Genomic DNA, 16646 nt, shown 5'->3' on the forward strand with positions numbered 1-16646 from the left:
ACCCTCTCGGGCTTTCCTCCGGGCTTCCCTTCGGTCTTGCGTTTCCGACTCTATCAGATCTTTCCGATCCGATTTCCTCGGTGCTTTCCGGTCCCTTTTGTTTTCACTCCGGGGGCCTTTCGGCGGTTCCGACTTTATCAGAAGATCTGAGTCGGATTTCCCGCCTCCCGGTGAAGCGTTCGGGCGCACGTCGGCGCCGGGGCTTCCCGTTCTGGCGGAGCCGTAAACGTACTGGAGCGGGGCGCCCCGATGCAAATCGAGGGGCCCCGCTCCGGTGTTGCGCTGGTCAGGCCGTCAGGCCCGTCAGACCTCTACGACGACCGGGAGGATCATCGGGCGCCGGCGGTAGGTGTCGGAGACCCACTTGCCGACGCTGCGGCGGATCAGCTGCTGGAGCTGGTGGGGTTCCACGACGCCGTCCTGGAACGACTTGTTCAGGGCCTGGTCGATCTTCGGGAGCACCGCGTCGAACGCGGAGTCGTCGATGCCCGAACCACGGGCGTGGACGTGCGGGCCGCCCACGATCTTGCCCGTCGAGGAGTCGACCACGACGAAGACCGAGATGATGCCCTCCTCGCCGAGGATCCGGCGGTCCTTGAGGGAGGTCTCGGTGACGTCGCCGACCGAGAGGCCGTCGACGTACACGTAGCCCGCCTGGACCTTGCCGGTGATCCGCGCGCGGCCGTCGACCAGGTCGACGACGACGCCGTCCTCGGCGATGACGATGTGGTCCTTGGGGATACCCGTCATCGCGCCGAGCTCGGCGTTGGCGCGCAGGTGGCGCCACTCACCGTGGACCGGCATGAGGTTCTTCGGGCGGCAGATGTTGTAGAAGTACAGCAGCTCGCCGGCCGAGGCGTGGCCCGAGACGTGGACCTTGGCGTTGCCCTTGTGGACGACGTTCGCGCCCCAGCGGGTCAGGCCGTTGATCACGCGGTAGACCGCGTTCTCGTTGCCCGGGATCAGGGACGACGCCAGGATCACGGTGTCGCCGGGGACGATCCGGATCTGGTGGTCGCGGTTGGCCATGCGGGACAGGGCCGCCATCGGCTCGCCCTGGGAACCCGTGCAGACCAGCACGACCTCGTCGTCCGGCAGGTCGTCGAGGGTCTTCACGTCCACGACGAGGCCGGCCGGGACCCGGAGGTAGCCCAGATCGCGGGCGATGCCCATGTTGCGGACCATCGAGCGGCCGACGAAGGCGACCCGGCGGCCGTACTCGTGGGCGGCGTCGAGGATCTGCTGGATGCGGTGCACGTGGCTGGCGAAGCTGGCCACGATGATGCGCTTCTGGGCGTTCGCGAAGACCGTGCGCAGGACGTTGGAGATGTCCTTCTCCGGCGGGACGAAGCCCGGGACCTCGGCGTTCGTGGAGTCCGAGAGAAGAAGGTCGATGCCTTCCTCGCTCAGACGCGCGAACGCGTGGAGGTCGGTGAGGCGGCCGTCCAGCGGAAGCTGGTCCATCTTGAAGTCGCCGGTGGCGACGGCCATGCCCGCGGGGGTGCGGATCGCGACCGCGAGCGCGTCCGGGATGGAGTGGTTGACCGCGATGAACTCGCAGTCGAACGAACCCAGGACCTCCCGGTCGCCCTCCTTCACCTCGAGGGTGTAGGGGCGGATGCGGTGCTCCTGGAGCTTGGCCTCGATCAGCGCGAGGGTCAGCTTGGAGCCGATCAGCGGGATGTCCGGCTTGAGCCGGAGCAGGTAGGGGACGGCACCGATGTGGTCCTCGTGGCCGTGCGTGAGCACGATGCCTTCGATGTCGTCGAGGCGGTCCCGGATGATGGTGAAGTCCGGGAGGATCAGGTCGACACCCGGCTGCTCCTCTTCGGGGAAGAGGACGCCGCAGTCGACGATGAGCAGACGGCCGTCGAATTCGAAGACCGTCATGTTCCGGCCGATTTCGCCGAGCCCGCCGAGCGGGATGACGCGCAGGGCGCCCTTCGGCAGCTTCGGCGGGGCACCGAGTTCGGGATGCGGATGACTCAAAAGACTCTCCTCACCACGCACGCCACGTACCCCTTGGCACGTGGCGTGCATGACATTCGTGCACTTGCTGTTGTCAGTGTTCAGTTGTGAAGTCCGTTGTCAGAGCTCTACCCCGCCGGCGGCCAGGTCGACCTTGAGCTGCTCGGTCTCCTGGGGGGACAGCTCCACGAGGGGCAGCCGCAGGGGGCCGGCCGGGAGGCCCTGGAGGGCGAGGGCGGCCTTGGTGGTCATGACGCCCTGGGTGCGGAACATCCCGGTGTAGACCGGGAGCAGCTTCTGGTGGATCTCGGTGGCCTTCTGGATCTCGCCGCCCAGGTGGGCCTCGAGGAGGGCGCGGAGCTCCGGGGTGACGACGTGGCCCACGACGGAGACGAAGCCGCAGGCCCCGACGGAGAGCAGGGGCAGGTTGAGCATGTCGTCGCCGGAGTACCAGGCGAGGCCGGAGCGGGCGATGGCCCAGCTGGCGCGGCCGAGGTCGCCCTTGGCGTCCTTGTTGGCGACGATGCGCGGGTGCTCGGCGAGCCGGACGAGCGTCTCGGTGTCGATCGGGACGCCGCTGCGGCCGGGGATGTCGTAGAGCATCACCGGGAGCTCGGTGGCGTCGGCGATGGCCGAGAAGTGCCGGTACAGGCCCTCCTGCGGGGGCTTGTTGTAGTACGGGGTGACGGCGAGCAGGCCGTGTGCGCCGTCGCGCTCGGCGGTGCGGGCGAGCTCGATGGAGTGGTGGGTGTCGTTGGTGCCGATGCCGGCCACGATGTGGGCGCGGTCGCCGACCGCCTCCAGTACCGCTCGTACCAGCTCCGATTTCTCCGCGTCGCTGGTGGTGGGGGACTCGCCGGTGGTGCCGTTGACGACGAGGCCGTCGTTGCCTGCGTCCACCAGATGGGTGGCCAGTCGCTGGGCACCGTCGAGGTCGAGTGCGCCGTCCGCCGTGAAGGGCGTGACCATGGCGGTGAGGACCCGCCCGAAGGGGGTCTGCGGAGTGGAGATCGGAGCCATGGGTAACACGCTACTCGCTGCTCAGCGCCGGGTGTCCCCCTGGGGGGACAGGAGAAAGGGAGCCCGGCGCTGCCTGCTCGGGGGTTCAGGCAGCGCCGGGTCCGTTTGATCAGCCTAGATGAACTTCACGAAACGTCGCAATACGGACACTTCGCTCGAGGTGTTCGGACATCTGTGCCCTACGGGGCCACACGGCCGTTCTTGTTGAAGGCCGCATGGGTCAGCGGCATCAGCCGGGCCCAGTGCTCCTCCATCTTCTCGCCGACCATCTCGATCTCCCGCTGCGGGAAGGACGGGACCGCGGCCAGTTCGTGCTGGGTGCGCAGACCGAGGAAGTGCATCAGCGAGCGCGCGTTGCACGTGGCGTACATCGAGGAGAAGAGACCGACGGGGAGGACCGAGCGGGCGACCTCGCGGGCGACGCCGGCGGCGAGCATCTCCTGGTAGGTGGCGTACGCCTGACGGTACGAGTCCTCCATCGTGCGGCTCACCAGGTCGTGCTGCTCCTGGGTGCCGTCGACGAAGACGTACTTGCCGGGGCGGCCCTCCTGGACGAGCTTGCGGGAGGTGTCCGGGACGTAGAAGACCGGCTGGAGCTCCCTGTAGCGGCCCGACTCCTCGTTGTACGACCAGCCCACGCGGTGCCGCATGAACTCACGGAACACGAAGATCGGGGCGCTGATGAAGAACGTCATCGAGTTGTGCTCGAAGGGGCTGCCGTGGCGGTCCCGCATCAGGTAGTTGATGAGGCCCTTCGAGCGCTCGGGGTCCTTCTGGAGCTCTTCGAGGGACTGTTCGCCCGCCGTGGAGACCCGGGCCGCCCAGAGGACGTCGGAGTCGGCCGCCGCGCTCTTGACCAGGTCAACGGTGACGTCGCTCCGGAAGTCGATCTTCACGTTCTCGGTGGGGCTGTCGCTCACCAGCGGTCCTTCCAGTCGGGGTGCAGTCGCCCACTCTAACGACGTCCTACCGGAGGATGAGATTCGGCTGCTTTGGTGAAATAGGGCACCAAAACCCCGGTTCCGTCGTCTCTCCCTGTGACGCATGACGACAACCCGAGGAGAGTGGCCCTGATGTTCCTCCGGCGAGAGGCCGTACCGTTCGCGTTCGTCGCGGAGGCCGACCACTTCCGCAGTAACGTCACTCCGCCACCCAGGGAGCGCCTCGGCGCCTCGCAGATCGTGGGCCGTACCCTGCTGGGACTGACCGTCGTCGCCGGTCTCGTGGGCTCGTTGGTCTTCGGGATGCCGTCCCTTCAGGCGGGCGACTCCACCACTCGTCAGCAGCAGTCCGAAGCCTCCGACAACCGCTGAGGTAGCCTCACCGGGCATCGCCCCTTCGAGCGTGCCTGTGAGTGAGGACCTGTCGTGCCCCTGCCCTTTCTGACGGCCGACCGTGCTTTTGACACGACCGACCACGTCGCCCTGCCGTTCGACGACCACGACCAGTGGCGTCGCCCGTACCGGCCGGGGTCCTGGCGGGTCGGTGCGGCGGCGCTCGCGCTGCTGCTGGCCTCGTTCGTCCTCCTCGCCGCGGTGATCATCACCGCGGCCGGAGGATTCAGCGGTGGGGCCGCCACCCTGGCCACCGCCGTACTCGTCATCCTGGCCGCCCTGCGCATGCTGCGCATGGGCACCTGGGTGAGCCGCGCCGGCATCCGCCGCGTGGCCTTCTTCTCGACCGTCACCGTGCCGTGGGCGAAGGTGACCGCGGTACGGACCGTGCAGCAGCCGGTGCGCTGGCTGGGGCTCCCCCGTACCGTCCAGGGCCAGGCCCTGGTGCTCGACCGGCAGGGTGGTGAGCAGCTGATGCTGCTCACCGACCACAACGCCGACTTCCTCTCCCGTGTCGAGGCCTTCGACCGGGCGGCCGACACGGTAGAGGCCTGGAACGCCGAGTACGGCGTGGTCCCGGCCGCTACACGCTGACCGGACGCCCCTCGTGGAGGGCGATGGCCCTCTGCATCGCCTTGCGGGCCCGCGGGGTGTCGCGGGCGTCGTGATAGGCGACCGCGAGCCGGAACCAGCAGCGCCAGTCGTCCGGCGTGTCCTCCGTCTCGGCCTTGCGCCGGGCGAAGACCTCGTCGGCCGAGTCACGGTCGATCCGGCCGCCCTCGGTGCGCTTCAGCTCGTCGACGGGCAGGCCGCCCTCCGCCTCCAGTTCGGTGGCGAGGCGGCCCGCCTGGCGGGCGAACCGGGTGTTCTTCCAGAGGAACCAGCCGCCGACCGCGGGCAGCAGGAACGCCACCGCGCCCATGCCCATGGCGGCCGGCTCGCCCGTGAGGAGCAGCAGGACGCCCTCCATCGCCACCACGCCGAAGACGAGGACGAGCACGGTGGAGAGGAAGATGTACGTGATCTTTCCGCCCATGACCGTCAGCCCAGGTCCAGGAAGTGCTCCAGGCCGAAGGTGAGGCCCGGAGTGCTGGGGACACGGCGGGCGCCCAGAAGGATGCCCGGCATGAAGCTGGAGTGGTGCAGCGAGTCGTGGCGGACCGTCAGGGTCTCGCCCTCGCCACCGAGCAGCACCTCCTGGTGGGCCAGGAGGCCCGACAGGCGTACGGAGTGGACGCGGACGCCGTCGACGTCGGCGCCGCGCGCCCCGTCCAGGGCGGTCGCGGTGGAGTCCGGCTGGGCGCCGAGGCCGGCCTCGGCGCGGGCGGCCGCGATCAGCTGGGCCGTCCGGGTGGCGGTGCCGGAGGGGGCGTCCACCTTGTGCGGGTGATGCAGCTCGATCACCTCGACGGACTCGAAGTACGGGGCCGCGAGCTGGGCGAACTTCATCGTGAGGACCGCGCCGATGGAGAAGTTCGGAGCGATGAGGACGCCGGTCTCCGGAGAGGCGGCGAGCCAGGTCCGCAGCTGCGCGAGGCGTTCCTCGGTCCAGCCGGTGGTGCCGACGACCGCGTGCATGCCGTGGCGCACGCAGAAGTCGAGGTTCTCCATGACCGAGGCGGGGGTGGTCAGCTCGACGACGACCTGGGCGCCCGCCTCGACGAGGCGCTCCAGCTTGTCGCCGCGGCCGAGGGCCGCGACCAGTTCCATGTCCTCGGCGGCCTCGACGGCCCTGACGGCCTCGGAGCCGATACGGCCCTGTGCACCGAGGACCGCCACGCGCAGCTTGCTCATTGCTCTGAATTCCTTAGGGATCGGGGTCAGGAGACCGCTTGGTGGAGGCGGTCCGCCTGCTTGTCCTTCAGCGGGCCGATCACCGAGAGCGAGGGCCGCTGGTCCAGTACATCGCGGGCGACCTCGCGGACCTCGTCCGGGGTGACGGCCGCGATCCGGTCCAGCATGTCGTCGACCGACATCTGGGTGCCCCAGCACAGCTCGCTCTTGCCGATGCGGTTCATCAGGGCGCCGGTGTCCTCGAGGCCGAGCACGGTCGAACCGGAGAGCTGGCCGACGGCGCGGGCGATCTCGTCGTCCGTGAGGCCGTCGGAAGCGACCTTGTGGAGCTCGTCGCGGCAGATCTTCAGGACGTCGTGGACCTGGCCGGGGCGGCAGCCCGCGTACACCCCGAAGAGGCCGCAGTCGGCGAAGCCCGAGGTGTACGAGTACACGCTGTAGGCCAGGCCGCGCTTCTCGCGGACCTCCTGGAAGAGGCGGGAGGACATGCCGCCGCCGAGGGCGGTGTTCAGTACGCCGAGGGCCCAGCGGCGCTCGTCGGTGCGGGCCAGACCCGGCATGCCGAGGACCACGTGGGCCTGCTCGGTCTTGCGGTTCAGGAGCTCGACGCGGCCCGCCGCGCGCAGGGTGCGCAGGCCGTCGCGGGGGGCGACGGGGGCGGCGTCGGTACGGGTGAGGGCGCCGGCCTTCTCGAAGGCGCGGCGGACCTGGCGTACCACCGTGGCGTGGTCGACGTTGCCGGCCGCGGCCACGACCAGGTGGGTCGGGTCGTAGTGCTTCTTGTAGAAGCGGGAGATCTGGCCGCGGGTGAGGGCGTTGACCGTGTCGACGGTGCCGAGGACCGGGCGGCCCAGCGGGGTGTCGCCGAACATGGTCTGCGCGAAGAGCTCGTGCACGACGTCACCGGGGTCGTCCTCGGTCATCGCGATCTCTTCGAGGATGACACCGCGCTCGGCGTCCACGTCCTCGTCGAGGATGAGCGAACCCGTGAGCATGTCGCAGACGACGTCGATCGCCAGCGGCAGGTCGGTGTCGAGGACCCGGGCGTAGTAGCAGGTGTACTCCTTCGCCGTGAAGGCGTTCATCTCGCCGCCGACCGCGTCGATCGCGGCGGAGATGTCGAGGGCGGACCGCTTGTGGGTGCCCTTGAAGAGGAGGTGCTCCAGGTAGTGGGTGGCGCCGTTGAGCGCCGGGGTCTCGTCGCGGGAGCCGACGTGCGCCCAGATGCCGAAGGTGGCGGAGCGCACGGAGGGAAGGGTCTCGGTGACGATCCGGAGGCCGCCGGGGAGGGTCGTGCGGCGGACCGTGCCGATGCCGTCCTTGCCCGGGAGAAGCGTTTGGGTACGGGCGACGGCCCGCCCCTCCGAAGAGGGGCGGGCCGTCGCGCGGGGACTACGGGACGTCACTGGTCGGTGTCGCCCTTGTCGTCGGCGGCGCCGTCCTCGTCCGCGATCACGGGGATCAGGGACAGCTTGCCGCGCTGGTCGATCTCGGCGATCTCGACCTGGACCTTGGAGCCGATCGCCAGCACGTCCTCGACGTTCTCCACGCGCTTGCCACCGGCGAGCTTGCGGATCTGCGAGATGTGCAGGAGGCCGTCCTTGCCCGGGAGCAGGGAGACGAAGGCACCGAAGGTGGTGGTCTTGACGACCGTACCCAGGTAACGCTCGCCGACCTCCGGCATGGTCGGGTTGGCGATGCCGTTGATCGTGGCGCGGGCGGCCTCGGCCTGCGAGCCCTGCTGGGCACCGATGTAGATGGTGCCGTCGTCCTCGATCGTGATCTCGGCGCCGGTGTCCTCCTGGATCTGGTTGATCATCTTGCCCTTGGGGCCGATGACCTCACCGATCTTGTCCACCGGGATCTTGACCGTGATGATGCGCGGCGCGTTCGGGGACATCTCGTCCGGAACGTCGATCGCCTCGTTCATCACGTCGAGGATGTGCAGACGCGCGTCGCGGGCCTGCTTCAGCGCGGCGGCCAGGACCGAGGCGGGGATGCCGTCGAGCTTGGTGTCGAGCTGGAGCGCGGTCACGAACTGCTTCGTGCCGGCGACCTTGAAGTCCATGTCGCCGAAGGCGTCCTCCGCACCGAGGATGTCGGTGAGGGCGACGTAGTGCGTCTTGCCGTCGATCTCCTCGGAGATCAGACCCATGGCGATACCGGCGACGGCGGCCTTGAGCGGCACACCGGCGTTCAGCAGCGACATGGTGGAGGCGCAGACCGAGCCCATCGACGTCGAACCGTTGGAGCCGAGGGCCTCGGACACCTGGCGGATCGCGTAGGGGAACTCCTCGCGCGTCGGCAGCACCGGCACGATGGCGCGCTCGGCGAGCGCGCCGTGGCCGATCTCGCGGCGCTTGGGCGAGCCCACGCGGCCGGTCTCACCGACGGAGTACGGCGGGAAGTTGTAGTTGTGCATGTAGCGCTTGCGGGTCACCGGGGAGAGGGTGTCCAGCTGCTGCTCCATACGGAGCATGTTGAGGGTGGTGACGCCCAGGATCTGGGTCTCGCCACGCTCGAACAGCGCCGAGCCGTGCACGCGCGGGATGGCCTCGACCTCGGCCGCGAGCGTACGGATGTCGGTCAGGCCACGGCCGTCGATGCGGACCTTGTCCTTGATGACACGCTCGCGGACCAGCTTCTTGGTCAGCGCGCGGTAGGCACCCGAGATCTCCTTCTCGCGGCCCTCGAAGGCCGGGAGGAGCTTCTCGGCGGCGAGCTCCTTGATGCGGTCGAGCTCGGCCTCGCGCTCCTGCTTGGCGGCGATGGTGAGCGCCTTGGTGAGCTCACCCTTGACGGCGGCGGTGAGCGCCTCGAGGACGTCGTCCTGGTAGTCCAGGAAGACCGGGAACTCGCCGGTGGGCTTGGCGGCCTTGGCGGCGAGGTCCGACTGGGCCTTGCAGAGGACCTTGATGAAGGGCTTCGCGGCCTCGAGACCGGCGGCGACGACCTCCTCGGTCGGCGCCTCGGCGCCGCCCTTGACGAGCTCGATCGTCTTCTCGGTGGCCTCGGCCTCGACCATCATGATCGCGACGTCGCCGTCCTCCAGGACGCGACCGGCGACCACCATGTCGAAGACGGCGTCCTCGAGCTCGGTGTGCGTCGGGAAGGCGACCCACTGGCCCTTGATCAGGGCGACGCGGGTGGCGCCGATGGGGCCGGAGAAGGGCAGGCCCGCGAGGATCGTGGACGCCGAGGCGGCGTTGATCGCGACCACGTCGTACAGGTGGTCGGGGTTGAGCGCCATGATCGTCTCGACGATCTGGATCTCGTTGCGCAGGCCCTTCTTGAAGGAGGGGCGCAGCGGGCGGTCGATCAGGCGGCAGGTGAGGATCGCGTCCTCGGAGGGGCGGCCCTCCCGGCGGAAGAAGGAGCCGGGGATCTTGCCGGCCGCGTACTGCCGCTCCTCGACGTCCACCGTCAGGGGGAAGAAGTCGAGCTGGTCCTTGGGGCGCTTCGAGGCGGTGGTCGCCGAAAGGACCATCGTGTCGTCGTCCAGGTAGGCGACGGCGGAGCCGGCGGCCTGCTTGGCCAGACGGCCGGTCTCGAAGCGGATGGTGCGGGTACCGAAGGTGCCATTGTCGATGACGGCCTCGGCGTAGTGGGTCTCGTTCTCCACTAGCGGTTTCTCCTACGTGTTCGTCTTTGCGTCCGGGGCCCGTGTGGCCGGGGACGGTGTGCGACGGGGGCGGAGAAGCGCGCCTCGGGTGCTGGCCGGTCTTCGATCGAAGCACCCGGGGATTCGTTCCGGGGGCCACTACCGAGGACCGGCGGCGAGCCGGCGGCTCCTCGCTCGTCGTTATGGGGGTTGTGCGACCAGCCTACGGGCCGATGCGCACTTTGTGCACGTACAGCAAAGGGAGCGGCCCCCTGAAAGGGGGAACCGCTCCCTCAACGGCGACTTACTTGGCGCCGCCGGCCGCACCACGGCGGATGCCGAGCCGGTCGACGAGCGTACGGAAGCGCGCGATGTCCTTCTTGGCCAGGTACTGCAGCAGGCGGCGGCGCTGGCCGACCAGGATGAGCAGACCACGACGGGAGTGGTGGTCGTGCTTGTGCTGCTTGAGGTGCTCGGTCAGGTCCGAGATGCGACGGGACAGCATGGCGACCTGGACCTCGGGGGAGCCGGTGTCGCCCTCCTTGGTGCCGAACTCGGTCATGATCTGCTTCTTGACAGCGGCGTCGAGAGCCACGCGGATCTCCTCTAGGTATTCGTGCGCCCGTGAGTGCCCCTGGTCTTGATCTCAGGGGAAGCTTCCGTGACTCGACGGGCGAAGGTCCGATGGGCGCAGCTTCCAGAGGATTCCGGGAGCGCGTACACAAACGGCCGTCACACAGCGTACCAGCTCGCCGGAGCGCCCCCGCAGCAGACGTCTACTTGCTGGTCAAGGACCGGACGGTGGAGAAGACGTCGAGGACGGCGAGGCAGAGCGGGACGAGGGAGAGCAGGACGAAGCCCTCGGCCAGGTCGAGGAGGCGGCCCCAGAACGGGGAGAGGCCCTTCCTCGGGATGATCAGGCCGATCGCGGTGATCAGCGCGGCTCCGGCGGCGACGGACGCGGTGAGCCAGATCGTACGGATGTCCAGGCCGCCTCGGTCGCCGTACATGAGGAGGTCCTTGACCAGGTCCGCCGGCGGGTTGAGGGAGAGGCCGAGGACGAGCAGCGCGATGGCGGCGATGCCGGCGACCAGGACGCAGACGACCTGCGAGGTGTAGCGGAAGAGGCGGGCGCGCAGCAGCATCGCCAGGCCGGCGGCGAGGGCGAGGAGCTGGCCCCAGATGTTTCCGGCGAAGCCGAGGACGGCCGCGGAGCCGACGACGACCGCGGCGCAGCCGCCGACCAGGCCCAGGAGCATCTCGTGGCCGCGGCGGGCCTGGAGCGCGATGCGCTCGCCGTCGACGGGCTGGTGGTCGTCACCGGCCGGCTGCTGCGGGTCGCCGTGGAACTCGTCGTCGGCGGCGCTGCGGGGGGCGGCGTAGCCGATGGGGAGCCGGGCGAAGCGGGCGGAGAGGCCGGGCAGGAAGGCGACCAGGCCGATGGCGACGGGGGCGCAGGCGGAGGCCGTCTCGGTGGCGGTCGACTCGGTGAGGATCGCGACGAAGGTCGCGAGGGTGCCGACGGTGGCGAGGAAGGTGGCGGCGACGAAGGGCGCGTCGCCGCTGGGGGTGAGCGCGACGAGCGCCACCGAGGCGACGAGGACGGTGACGCAGCCGAGCAGGAACTGGAGGCGGCCGGGGCCCTGGCCCGCGTCGGGGCCGACGATGCCGGAGCCGGCGATGAGCAGCAGCGGCAGCGCGCCCAGGCCGAGGGCGACGGCGGTGGCCCGGTCGCCGTACACGCGGGCGCGTACTCCGGCGAAGGCGGTGAGGAGGAATCCGGCGGCGCCCGCGATGATCCCGGGCAGGCTGTGCATGTCGTGCCGGATCGGGTCGGCGAACCAGAGCACGAAGCCCATCAGGACGAGGAGCAGCACGCCGCCGAGGAGTCCGGCGCCGCGCAGCAGCTCGTCGCTCCACAGGTGCCGGTCGCGGGTGACGGCGGAGGCGACGGCGTCGGACACGTCGTCGTAGACGGCCGGCGGCAGGGACTGGGCGAACGGGCGCAGGGAGAGCACCTCGCCGTCGAGGACCTGCTGGGCCGCGAGGGTGCGGGCCCCGTCGAGGACGGATCCGTCCCGGCGGACCAGGTGGTAGCCGGTGGGCGTACCGGCGGCCTGTGTCTGTCCGGTGAGGCGCAGGATCTCCGGGTAGACGTCGGCGACGGCGATGTCCTCGGGGAGCGCGACGTCGATGCGGCTGTCCGGCGCCACGACGGTGACGCGGCAGAAACCGGTCGCTGCGGTCGTACTCACGTGTCTGGACCCCCTGATTCGCGGTTGCGCACGATGCGCGCGCCACCCTACCGGGGACGGCGGGTGAGGGCTGCAAGTAGGATCGCCGTCCCATGGGGGAAGTCCGTGTGCCCGGCTGCCGACAGGGGTGCCGGGCGGATGCTCCCGCCACGAGCCCGCCTCCAACGAGGGATTGATGCGCCGGTGAGCCAGATCGTCGTCAAACGCCCGCCGAGGTCTCTTCCGCCGGAAGTGCCCGGTGGGGAACTGGTCCTGGAGTCTCCGCCGGAACTCCCGCGGGGACAGCAGGAGTCGGCGTTGATGCAGCTCCTGCCGATGCTCGGCATGGGTTCTTCGGTGGTGTTCTTCTTCATGACGCCGTCGCCGATCATGCGGATCATGGGCACGCTGATGCTTGCCTCGACGGTCGCGATGGCCGTCGCCCAGTTCGTGAGATTCCGTCGCGGTACGCAGGGGCAAATGTCCGATGTCCGCCGCGACTACCTCAAATACCTCGCGCAGACCCGGCGTACGGTGCGGCGCACGGCCCACAGGCAGCGGGACGCGCAGCTGTATCTGCACCCGTCTCCCGAGCAGTTGTGGTCGGTCGTGGCCGAGGGCTCGCGGGTGTGGGAGCGCCGGGTCGGCGACCACGACTTCGGTCAGGCGCGGATAGGGCTCGGGGCGCAGCAGTTGGCGACGCCCCTCGTGGCGCCGGACACGGCTCCGGTGGACGAGCTCGAGCCGCTGTCCGCGGGTGCGATGCAGCAGTTCCTGGCGGTGCACGGCACCTTGGACGGGCTGCCGATGGCGGTCTCGATGCGGGCGTTCTACCACGTGACGGTGTCCGGTGAGCCGGAGTCGGCGCAGGCGGCGGCGCGTGCCCTGGTGGCGCAGCTGGTGACCCTGCACTCCCCCGACGACCTGATGCTCGCGGTGGTCGCGGCCCGGCCGGCGCAGGAGCGCTGGGACTGGACGAAGTGGCTGCCGCACACGCAGGTGCCGGGGCAGGTCGACGGGGCGGGCACGAAGCGTCTGTTCGGCGACGACCTCGGTGAGCTGGAGCAGTTGGTCCGCTCGAAGCTGGACGGCCGGCCGCGGTTCTCCCGGGACAACCAGCCGGTCCTCGACCAGCCGCACGTGGTCGTGGTCCTCGACTCCGATTCCACCCGCGGTGGCCTGGTGCCGCCGGACTCGCTGCTCGCGGCGGCCGAGGGCCTCCAGGGCGTGACGATCGTGGAGGTCGTCTCCGGCGACCTCGACGAGCAGCGCGGTGGGCTGTCCGTGGTCGTACGGCCGGGCCGGCTGCGTTTGGAGTCGGGCGGCGGTTTCGCGTACGAGGGTCTGCCGGACGGCATCTCGCTGCCCGCAGCGGAGGCGCTGGCCCGCCAGCTGGCCCCGCTGAAGATGGGCGGCGGGGACGACGACGAGCCGCTGCTCGCCAATCTGGACTTCACGGATCTGCTGAACCTGGGCGACGCGGCCTCGGTGGACGTGGCGCGGACCTGGCGGCCCCGTTCGGTGGCCGAGCGCCTCCGGGTGCCGATCGGTGTCGGCGAGGACGGCCAGCCGGTCATGCTCGACCTCAAGGAGGCGGCGCAGGAGGGCATGGGCCCGCACGGTCTGTGCGTGGGCGCCACGGGTTCCGGAAAGTCGGAGCTGCTGCGGACGCTGGTCCTCGGCCTCGCGGTGACGCACTCGTCGGAGACGCTGAACTTCGTCCTCGCGGACTTCAAGGGCGGCGCGACCTTCGCGGGCATGTCGCAGATGCCGCACGTGGCGGCGGTCATCACCAACCTGTCGGACGATCTGACGCTCGTCGACCGCATGGGCGACGCGATCCGCGGTGAGCTGCAGCGGCGTCAGGAGCTGCTGCGGTCGGCCGGCAACTACGCCAACATCCACGACTACGAGAAGGCGCGCGCGGCGGGCGCGCCGCTCGAACCGCTCGCCTCGCTGGTCCTCGTGATCGACGAGTTCTCCGAACTCCTCACCGCCAAGCCCGACTTCATCGACATGTTCATCCAGATCGGCCGCATCGGCCGCTCCCTGGGTGTGCATCTGCTGCTCGCCTCGCAGCGCCTGGAGGAGGGCAAGCTGCGCGGCCTGGACACGTACCTCTCGTACCGGATCGGTCTGCGGACCTTCTCGGCGGCGGAGTCGCGGACGGCGATCGGTGTGCCGGACGCGTACCACCTGCCCTCGGTGCCGGGTTCGGGCTATCTGAAGTTCGGCACGGACGAGATGACCCGCTTCAAGGCGGCGTACGTCTCGGGCACGTACCGGACGGGCGGGCCGCGGCTCGAGATCGGGCACATGCCGGTGGAGCGGCGTCCCGCGCTGTTCACGGCGGCGCCGGTTCCCGTCGTGTACGCGGCGCCGGACCCCGCCTACCTCGCGCAGCAGCGGGCGGAGGAGGACGACGCGCTCGCGGACACCGTCCTCGACGTGATCGTGCGCCGGCTGGAGGGCCAGGGCGTGCCCGCGCACCAGGTGTGGCTGCCGCCGCTCGACCAGGCGCCGTCGCTCGACCAGCTGCTCCCGGGTCTCGCGCAGACCGCGGACCGGGGACTCACGGCGACCGAGTACACGCGTCAGGGCGGGCTCACGGTGCCGCTCGGCCTCATCGACAAGCCGTTCGAGCAGCGGCGTGAGGTGCTGTACCGGGACTTCTCGGGCGCGGCGGGCCACATGATGGTGGTCGGCGGTCCGCAGTCCGGCAAGTCGACGATCATGCGCACGCTCATCTCGTCGTTCGCGCTCACCCACACCCCGGCCGAGGTGCAGTTCTACTGCCTGGACTTCGGTGGTGGCAGCATGGTCTCGCTCGCCGACCTGCCGCACGTCGGCGGGGTCGCGTCCCGGCTGGACCCGGAGCGGGTGCGGCGTACGGTGGCCGAGGTGCTGGGCGTGCTGAACCGGCGCGAGGAGTTCTTCCGCTCGAACGCCATCGACTCGATCGCGACCTACCGGCGCAAGCGCGCGGCCGGCGAACTGCCGGGCGAGGCCTGGGGAGACGTCTTCCTGGTCGTGGACGGCTGGGGCGGTTTCCGCAACGACTACGACGTCCTGGAGCCGATCGTCTCCGACATCGCCGCGCGCGGTCTCGGCTACGGCATCCATGTGGTGATCACCGCCTCCCGGTACATGGAGGTGCGTGCGGCGCTCAAGGACCAGATGCTGGGCCGGCTGGAGCTGCGGCTCGGTGACGTCATGGACTCCGAGTTCGACCGCAAGGTCGCGGCGAACGTGCCGGCGGGCGTGCCGGGTCGCGGCCAGGTGCCCGAGAAGCTGCACTTCATGGGCGCGCTGCCGCGGATCGACGGATCGAGCTCGGCGGCCGACCTGTCGGACGGCACGGCGGCGTTCGTACGGTCGGTGCAGGCTTCCTGGACCGGGGCTCCGGCCCCCGCGGTGCGGCTGCTGCCGCGCAAGCTGCCGGCGGAGCGGCTGCCGAAGGGCTTCGAGTACCCGCAGCACGGCATCGCGATCGGCATCGACGAGACGAACCTGGAGCCGGTGTTCGTCGACTTCGAGTCGGACCCGTTCTTCCTGATCTTCGGCGAGAGCGAGTCCGGCAAGACGGCGCTGCTGCGGCTCATCGCGAAGCAGCTGTGCGAGCGGTACACGCCGGAGCAGGCGCGGATCGTGGTGGGCGACTACCGGCGGACGATGCTGGAGGCGGTCGCGCCCTCGCACCTCCTGGAGTACGCGCCGATGGCCTCCGCCATGCAGATGCACATGGAGGCGATCAACACGGTGATGACGAAGCGGGCGCCCAAGCCCGACATCACACCGCAGCAGCTGCGCGACCGCAGCTGGTGGACGGGGCCGCAACTGTACGTCCTGGTCGACGACTTCGAGCTGGTGGCCACCAACTCGGGGAACCCGCTCGCGCTGCTGGTGGAGAACCTGCCGTTCGCCCGGGACGTCGGCATCCGGTTCATCGTGGCGCGCAGCGCCGGTGGTGCCTCCCGCGCGATGTACGAGCCGTTCATGCAGCGGGTGAAGGAGCTGGGCGCGCAGGGCGTGATCCTCTCCGGCGACCCGCAGGAGGGCGACATCCTCGGCAACGTCCGGGCGCGGCCGATGCCTCCGGGCCGGGGCACGTTCGTGTCGCGGAAGCGGGGCGCGCCGCTGGTGCAGCTGGGCTGGCTGCCGGAACAGCACTGACGGAGCGGGCCGGACGGGCGGGGGAATTCCCGCCGGCCGGGTACGGCGGTCCCACTACTGTGGGAGGGACCGCCGTACCACCGCGAAGGGACCGCGCCGATGACCGACGCAGACACGAGCACGACCAGCGCCGACAGCGCCGCCGACGCCGCTCTGGCCGCCGAGAAGCAGCGCCAGAAGGACGAGCTGTACGCGCTCGACATCTCGGGCGTCGAGTGGGAGGGCGCTCCCGGGACGAGCCCCGACGAGGAGCGGGTGGAGATCGCCCGGCTCCCGGAGGGGGCGGTGGCGATGCGTTCGTCCCTCGACAAGGACACGGTGCTGCGGTACACGAAGGCCGAGTGGGACGCGTTCGTCCTCGGGGCCAGGGACGGCGAGTTCGACCTGCGGTAGGCGTCGGACACGCGTGAGGGGGTGGGGGGGGCGGGGGGGGGGGGGGGAACCCCACACGGCCCGGAGGATGGGTGCCCGCGGAGGAAGAGAGGCGGGCTCACTCCGCTTTGCTCCCTTCTATGCCCTACC

13 protein-coding genes are annotated in these 16646 nt (G+C 70.1%); 4 read left to right on the forward strand and 9 right to left on the reverse strand.

Going from position 1 to position 16646, the window contains the following annotated elements; genetic code table 11:
- Positions 1 to 303 precede the first annotated feature (303 nt).
- From ACZ4XX_RS37700 to thyX, 3 genes are all read right to left on the reverse strand, one after another.
- Complete coding sequence (locus ACZ4XX_RS37700) at positions 304 to 1989, reverse strand: ribonuclease J (RefSeq protein WP_468512326.1); 1686 nt, start codon at positions 1987 to 1989, stop codon at positions 304 to 306.
- Positions 1990 to 2088: 99 nt separating this feature from the next.
- Positions 2089 to 2988 carry a 4-hydroxy-tetrahydrodipicolinate synthase gene (dapA, locus tag ACZ4XX_RS37705; protein ID WP_468512327.1) on the reverse strand — a complete coding sequence of 300 codons (900 nt, stop codon included), beginning with the start codon at positions 2986 to 2988 and terminating at the stop codon, positions 2089 to 2091.
- A 179-nt stretch (positions 2989 to 3167) separates the two neighbouring features.
- Entirely contained in the window at positions 3168 to 3908 is a 741-nt protein-coding gene (thyX, locus tag ACZ4XX_RS37710; protein WP_329283675.1) for an FAD-dependent thymidylate synthase, read from the reverse strand.
- A 153-nt stretch (positions 3909 to 4061) separates the two neighbouring features.
- On the opposite strand from thyX, the gene ACZ4XX_RS37715 reads away from it, so the two are divergent.
- Both ACZ4XX_RS37715 and ACZ4XX_RS37720 read left to right on the forward strand, forming a co-directional pair.
- Complete coding sequence (locus ACZ4XX_RS37715; RefSeq protein WP_468512328.1) at positions 4062 to 4301, forward strand: hypothetical protein; 240 nt, start codon at positions 4062 to 4064, stop codon at positions 4299 to 4301.
- A 54-nt stretch (positions 4302 to 4355) separates the two neighbouring features.
- The gene (locus tag ACZ4XX_RS37720; RefSeq protein WP_468512329.1) at positions 4356 to 4916 is read left to right on the forward strand and encodes a hypothetical protein; all 561 of its coding nucleotides are present in this window, start codon (positions 4356 to 4358) and stop codon (positions 4914 to 4916) included.
- Here ACZ4XX_RS37720 and ACZ4XX_RS37725 read toward each other — a convergent pair.
- The 6 genes from ACZ4XX_RS37725 to eccD form a co-directional block, all read right to left on the reverse strand.
- Positions 4906 to 5358, reverse strand: coding sequence for a tetratricopeptide repeat protein (locus tag ACZ4XX_RS37725; protein ID WP_468512330.1), 453 nt, complete (start codon positions 5356 to 5358; stop codon positions 4906 to 4908). The two genes, ACZ4XX_RS37720 and ACZ4XX_RS37725, sit on opposite strands and share 11 nt — an antisense overlap.
- A gap of 5 nt (positions 5359 to 5363) precedes the next feature.
- Positions 5364 to 6116, reverse strand: coding sequence for a 4-hydroxy-tetrahydrodipicolinate reductase (gene dapB, locus ACZ4XX_RS37730; protein ID WP_468512331.1), 753 nt, complete (start codon positions 6114 to 6116; stop codon positions 5364 to 5366).
- A 26-nt stretch (positions 6117 to 6142) separates the two neighbouring features.
- Positions 6143 to 7522 (reverse strand): M16 family metallopeptidase, encoded by a 1380-nt coding sequence (locus tag ACZ4XX_RS37735; protein ID WP_468512332.1) that lies wholly within the window; start codon positions 7520 to 7522, stop codon positions 6143 to 6145.
- Positions 7519 to 9738: a polyribonucleotide nucleotidyltransferase gene (locus tag ACZ4XX_RS37740; RefSeq protein ID WP_468512333.1), complete on the reverse strand. Its 2220-nt coding sequence runs from the start codon at positions 9736 to 9738 to the stop codon at positions 7519 to 7521. Before ACZ4XX_RS37740 ends, ACZ4XX_RS37735 begins: the two co-directional genes overlap by 4 nt.
- Positions 9739 to 10021: 283 nt before the next feature.
- A complete protein-coding gene (rpsO, locus tag ACZ4XX_RS37745) occupies positions 10022 to 10312 on the reverse strand; it encodes a 30S ribosomal protein S15 (RefSeq protein ID WP_231071434.1) in 291 nt (96 codons plus the stop codon).
- Positions 10313 to 10493: 181 nt separating this feature from the next.
- Complete coding sequence (gene eccD / locus ACZ4XX_RS37750) at positions 10494 to 11972, reverse strand: type VII secretion integral membrane protein EccD (protein WP_468512334.1); 1479 nt, start codon at positions 11970 to 11972, stop codon at positions 10494 to 10496.
- 183 nt (positions 11973 to 12155) lie between these two features.
- Here eccD and eccCa point away from each other — a divergent pair, with 183 nt between their 5' ends.
- Both eccCa and ACZ4XX_RS37760 read left to right on the forward strand, forming a co-directional pair.
- Positions 12156 to 16124 (forward strand): type VII secretion protein EccCa, encoded by a 3969-nt coding sequence (eccCa, locus tag ACZ4XX_RS37755; protein WP_468512335.1) that lies wholly within the window; start codon positions 12156 to 12158, stop codon positions 16122 to 16124.
- A gap of 99 nt (positions 16125 to 16223) precedes the next feature.
- Entirely contained in the window at positions 16224 to 16517 is a 294-nt protein-coding gene (locus tag ACZ4XX_RS37760; RefSeq protein ID WP_266969819.1) for a DUF397 domain-containing protein, read from the forward strand.
- Positions 16518 to 16646: the final 129 nt, after the last annotated feature.

Source organism: Streptomyces sp. NPDC029956 (assembly GCF_055574655.1).

What these genes read in the sequence shown, in the direction of transcription:
- dapB (WP_468512331.1), bottom strand. Translation starts at nt 6,116, where the DNA reads ATGAGCAAGCTGCGCGTGGCGGTCCTCGGTGCACAGGGCCGTATCGGC.
- ACZ4XX_RS37760 (WP_266969819.1), top strand. Translation starts at nt 16,224, where the DNA reads ATGACCGACGCAGACACGAGCACGACCAGCGCCGACAGCGCCGCCGAC.
- ACZ4XX_RS37715 (WP_468512328.1), top strand. Translation starts at nt 4,062, where the DNA reads ATGTTCCTCCGGCGAGAGGCCGTACCGTTCGCGTTCGTCGCGGAGGCC.
- dapA (WP_468512327.1), bottom strand. Translation starts at nt 2,988, where the DNA reads ATGGCTCCGATCTCCACTCCGCAGACCCCCTTCGGGCGGGTCCTCACC.
- ACZ4XX_RS37725 (WP_468512330.1), bottom strand. Translation starts at nt 5,358, where the DNA reads ATGGGCGGAAAGATCACGTACATCTTCCTCTCCACCGTGCTCGTCCTC.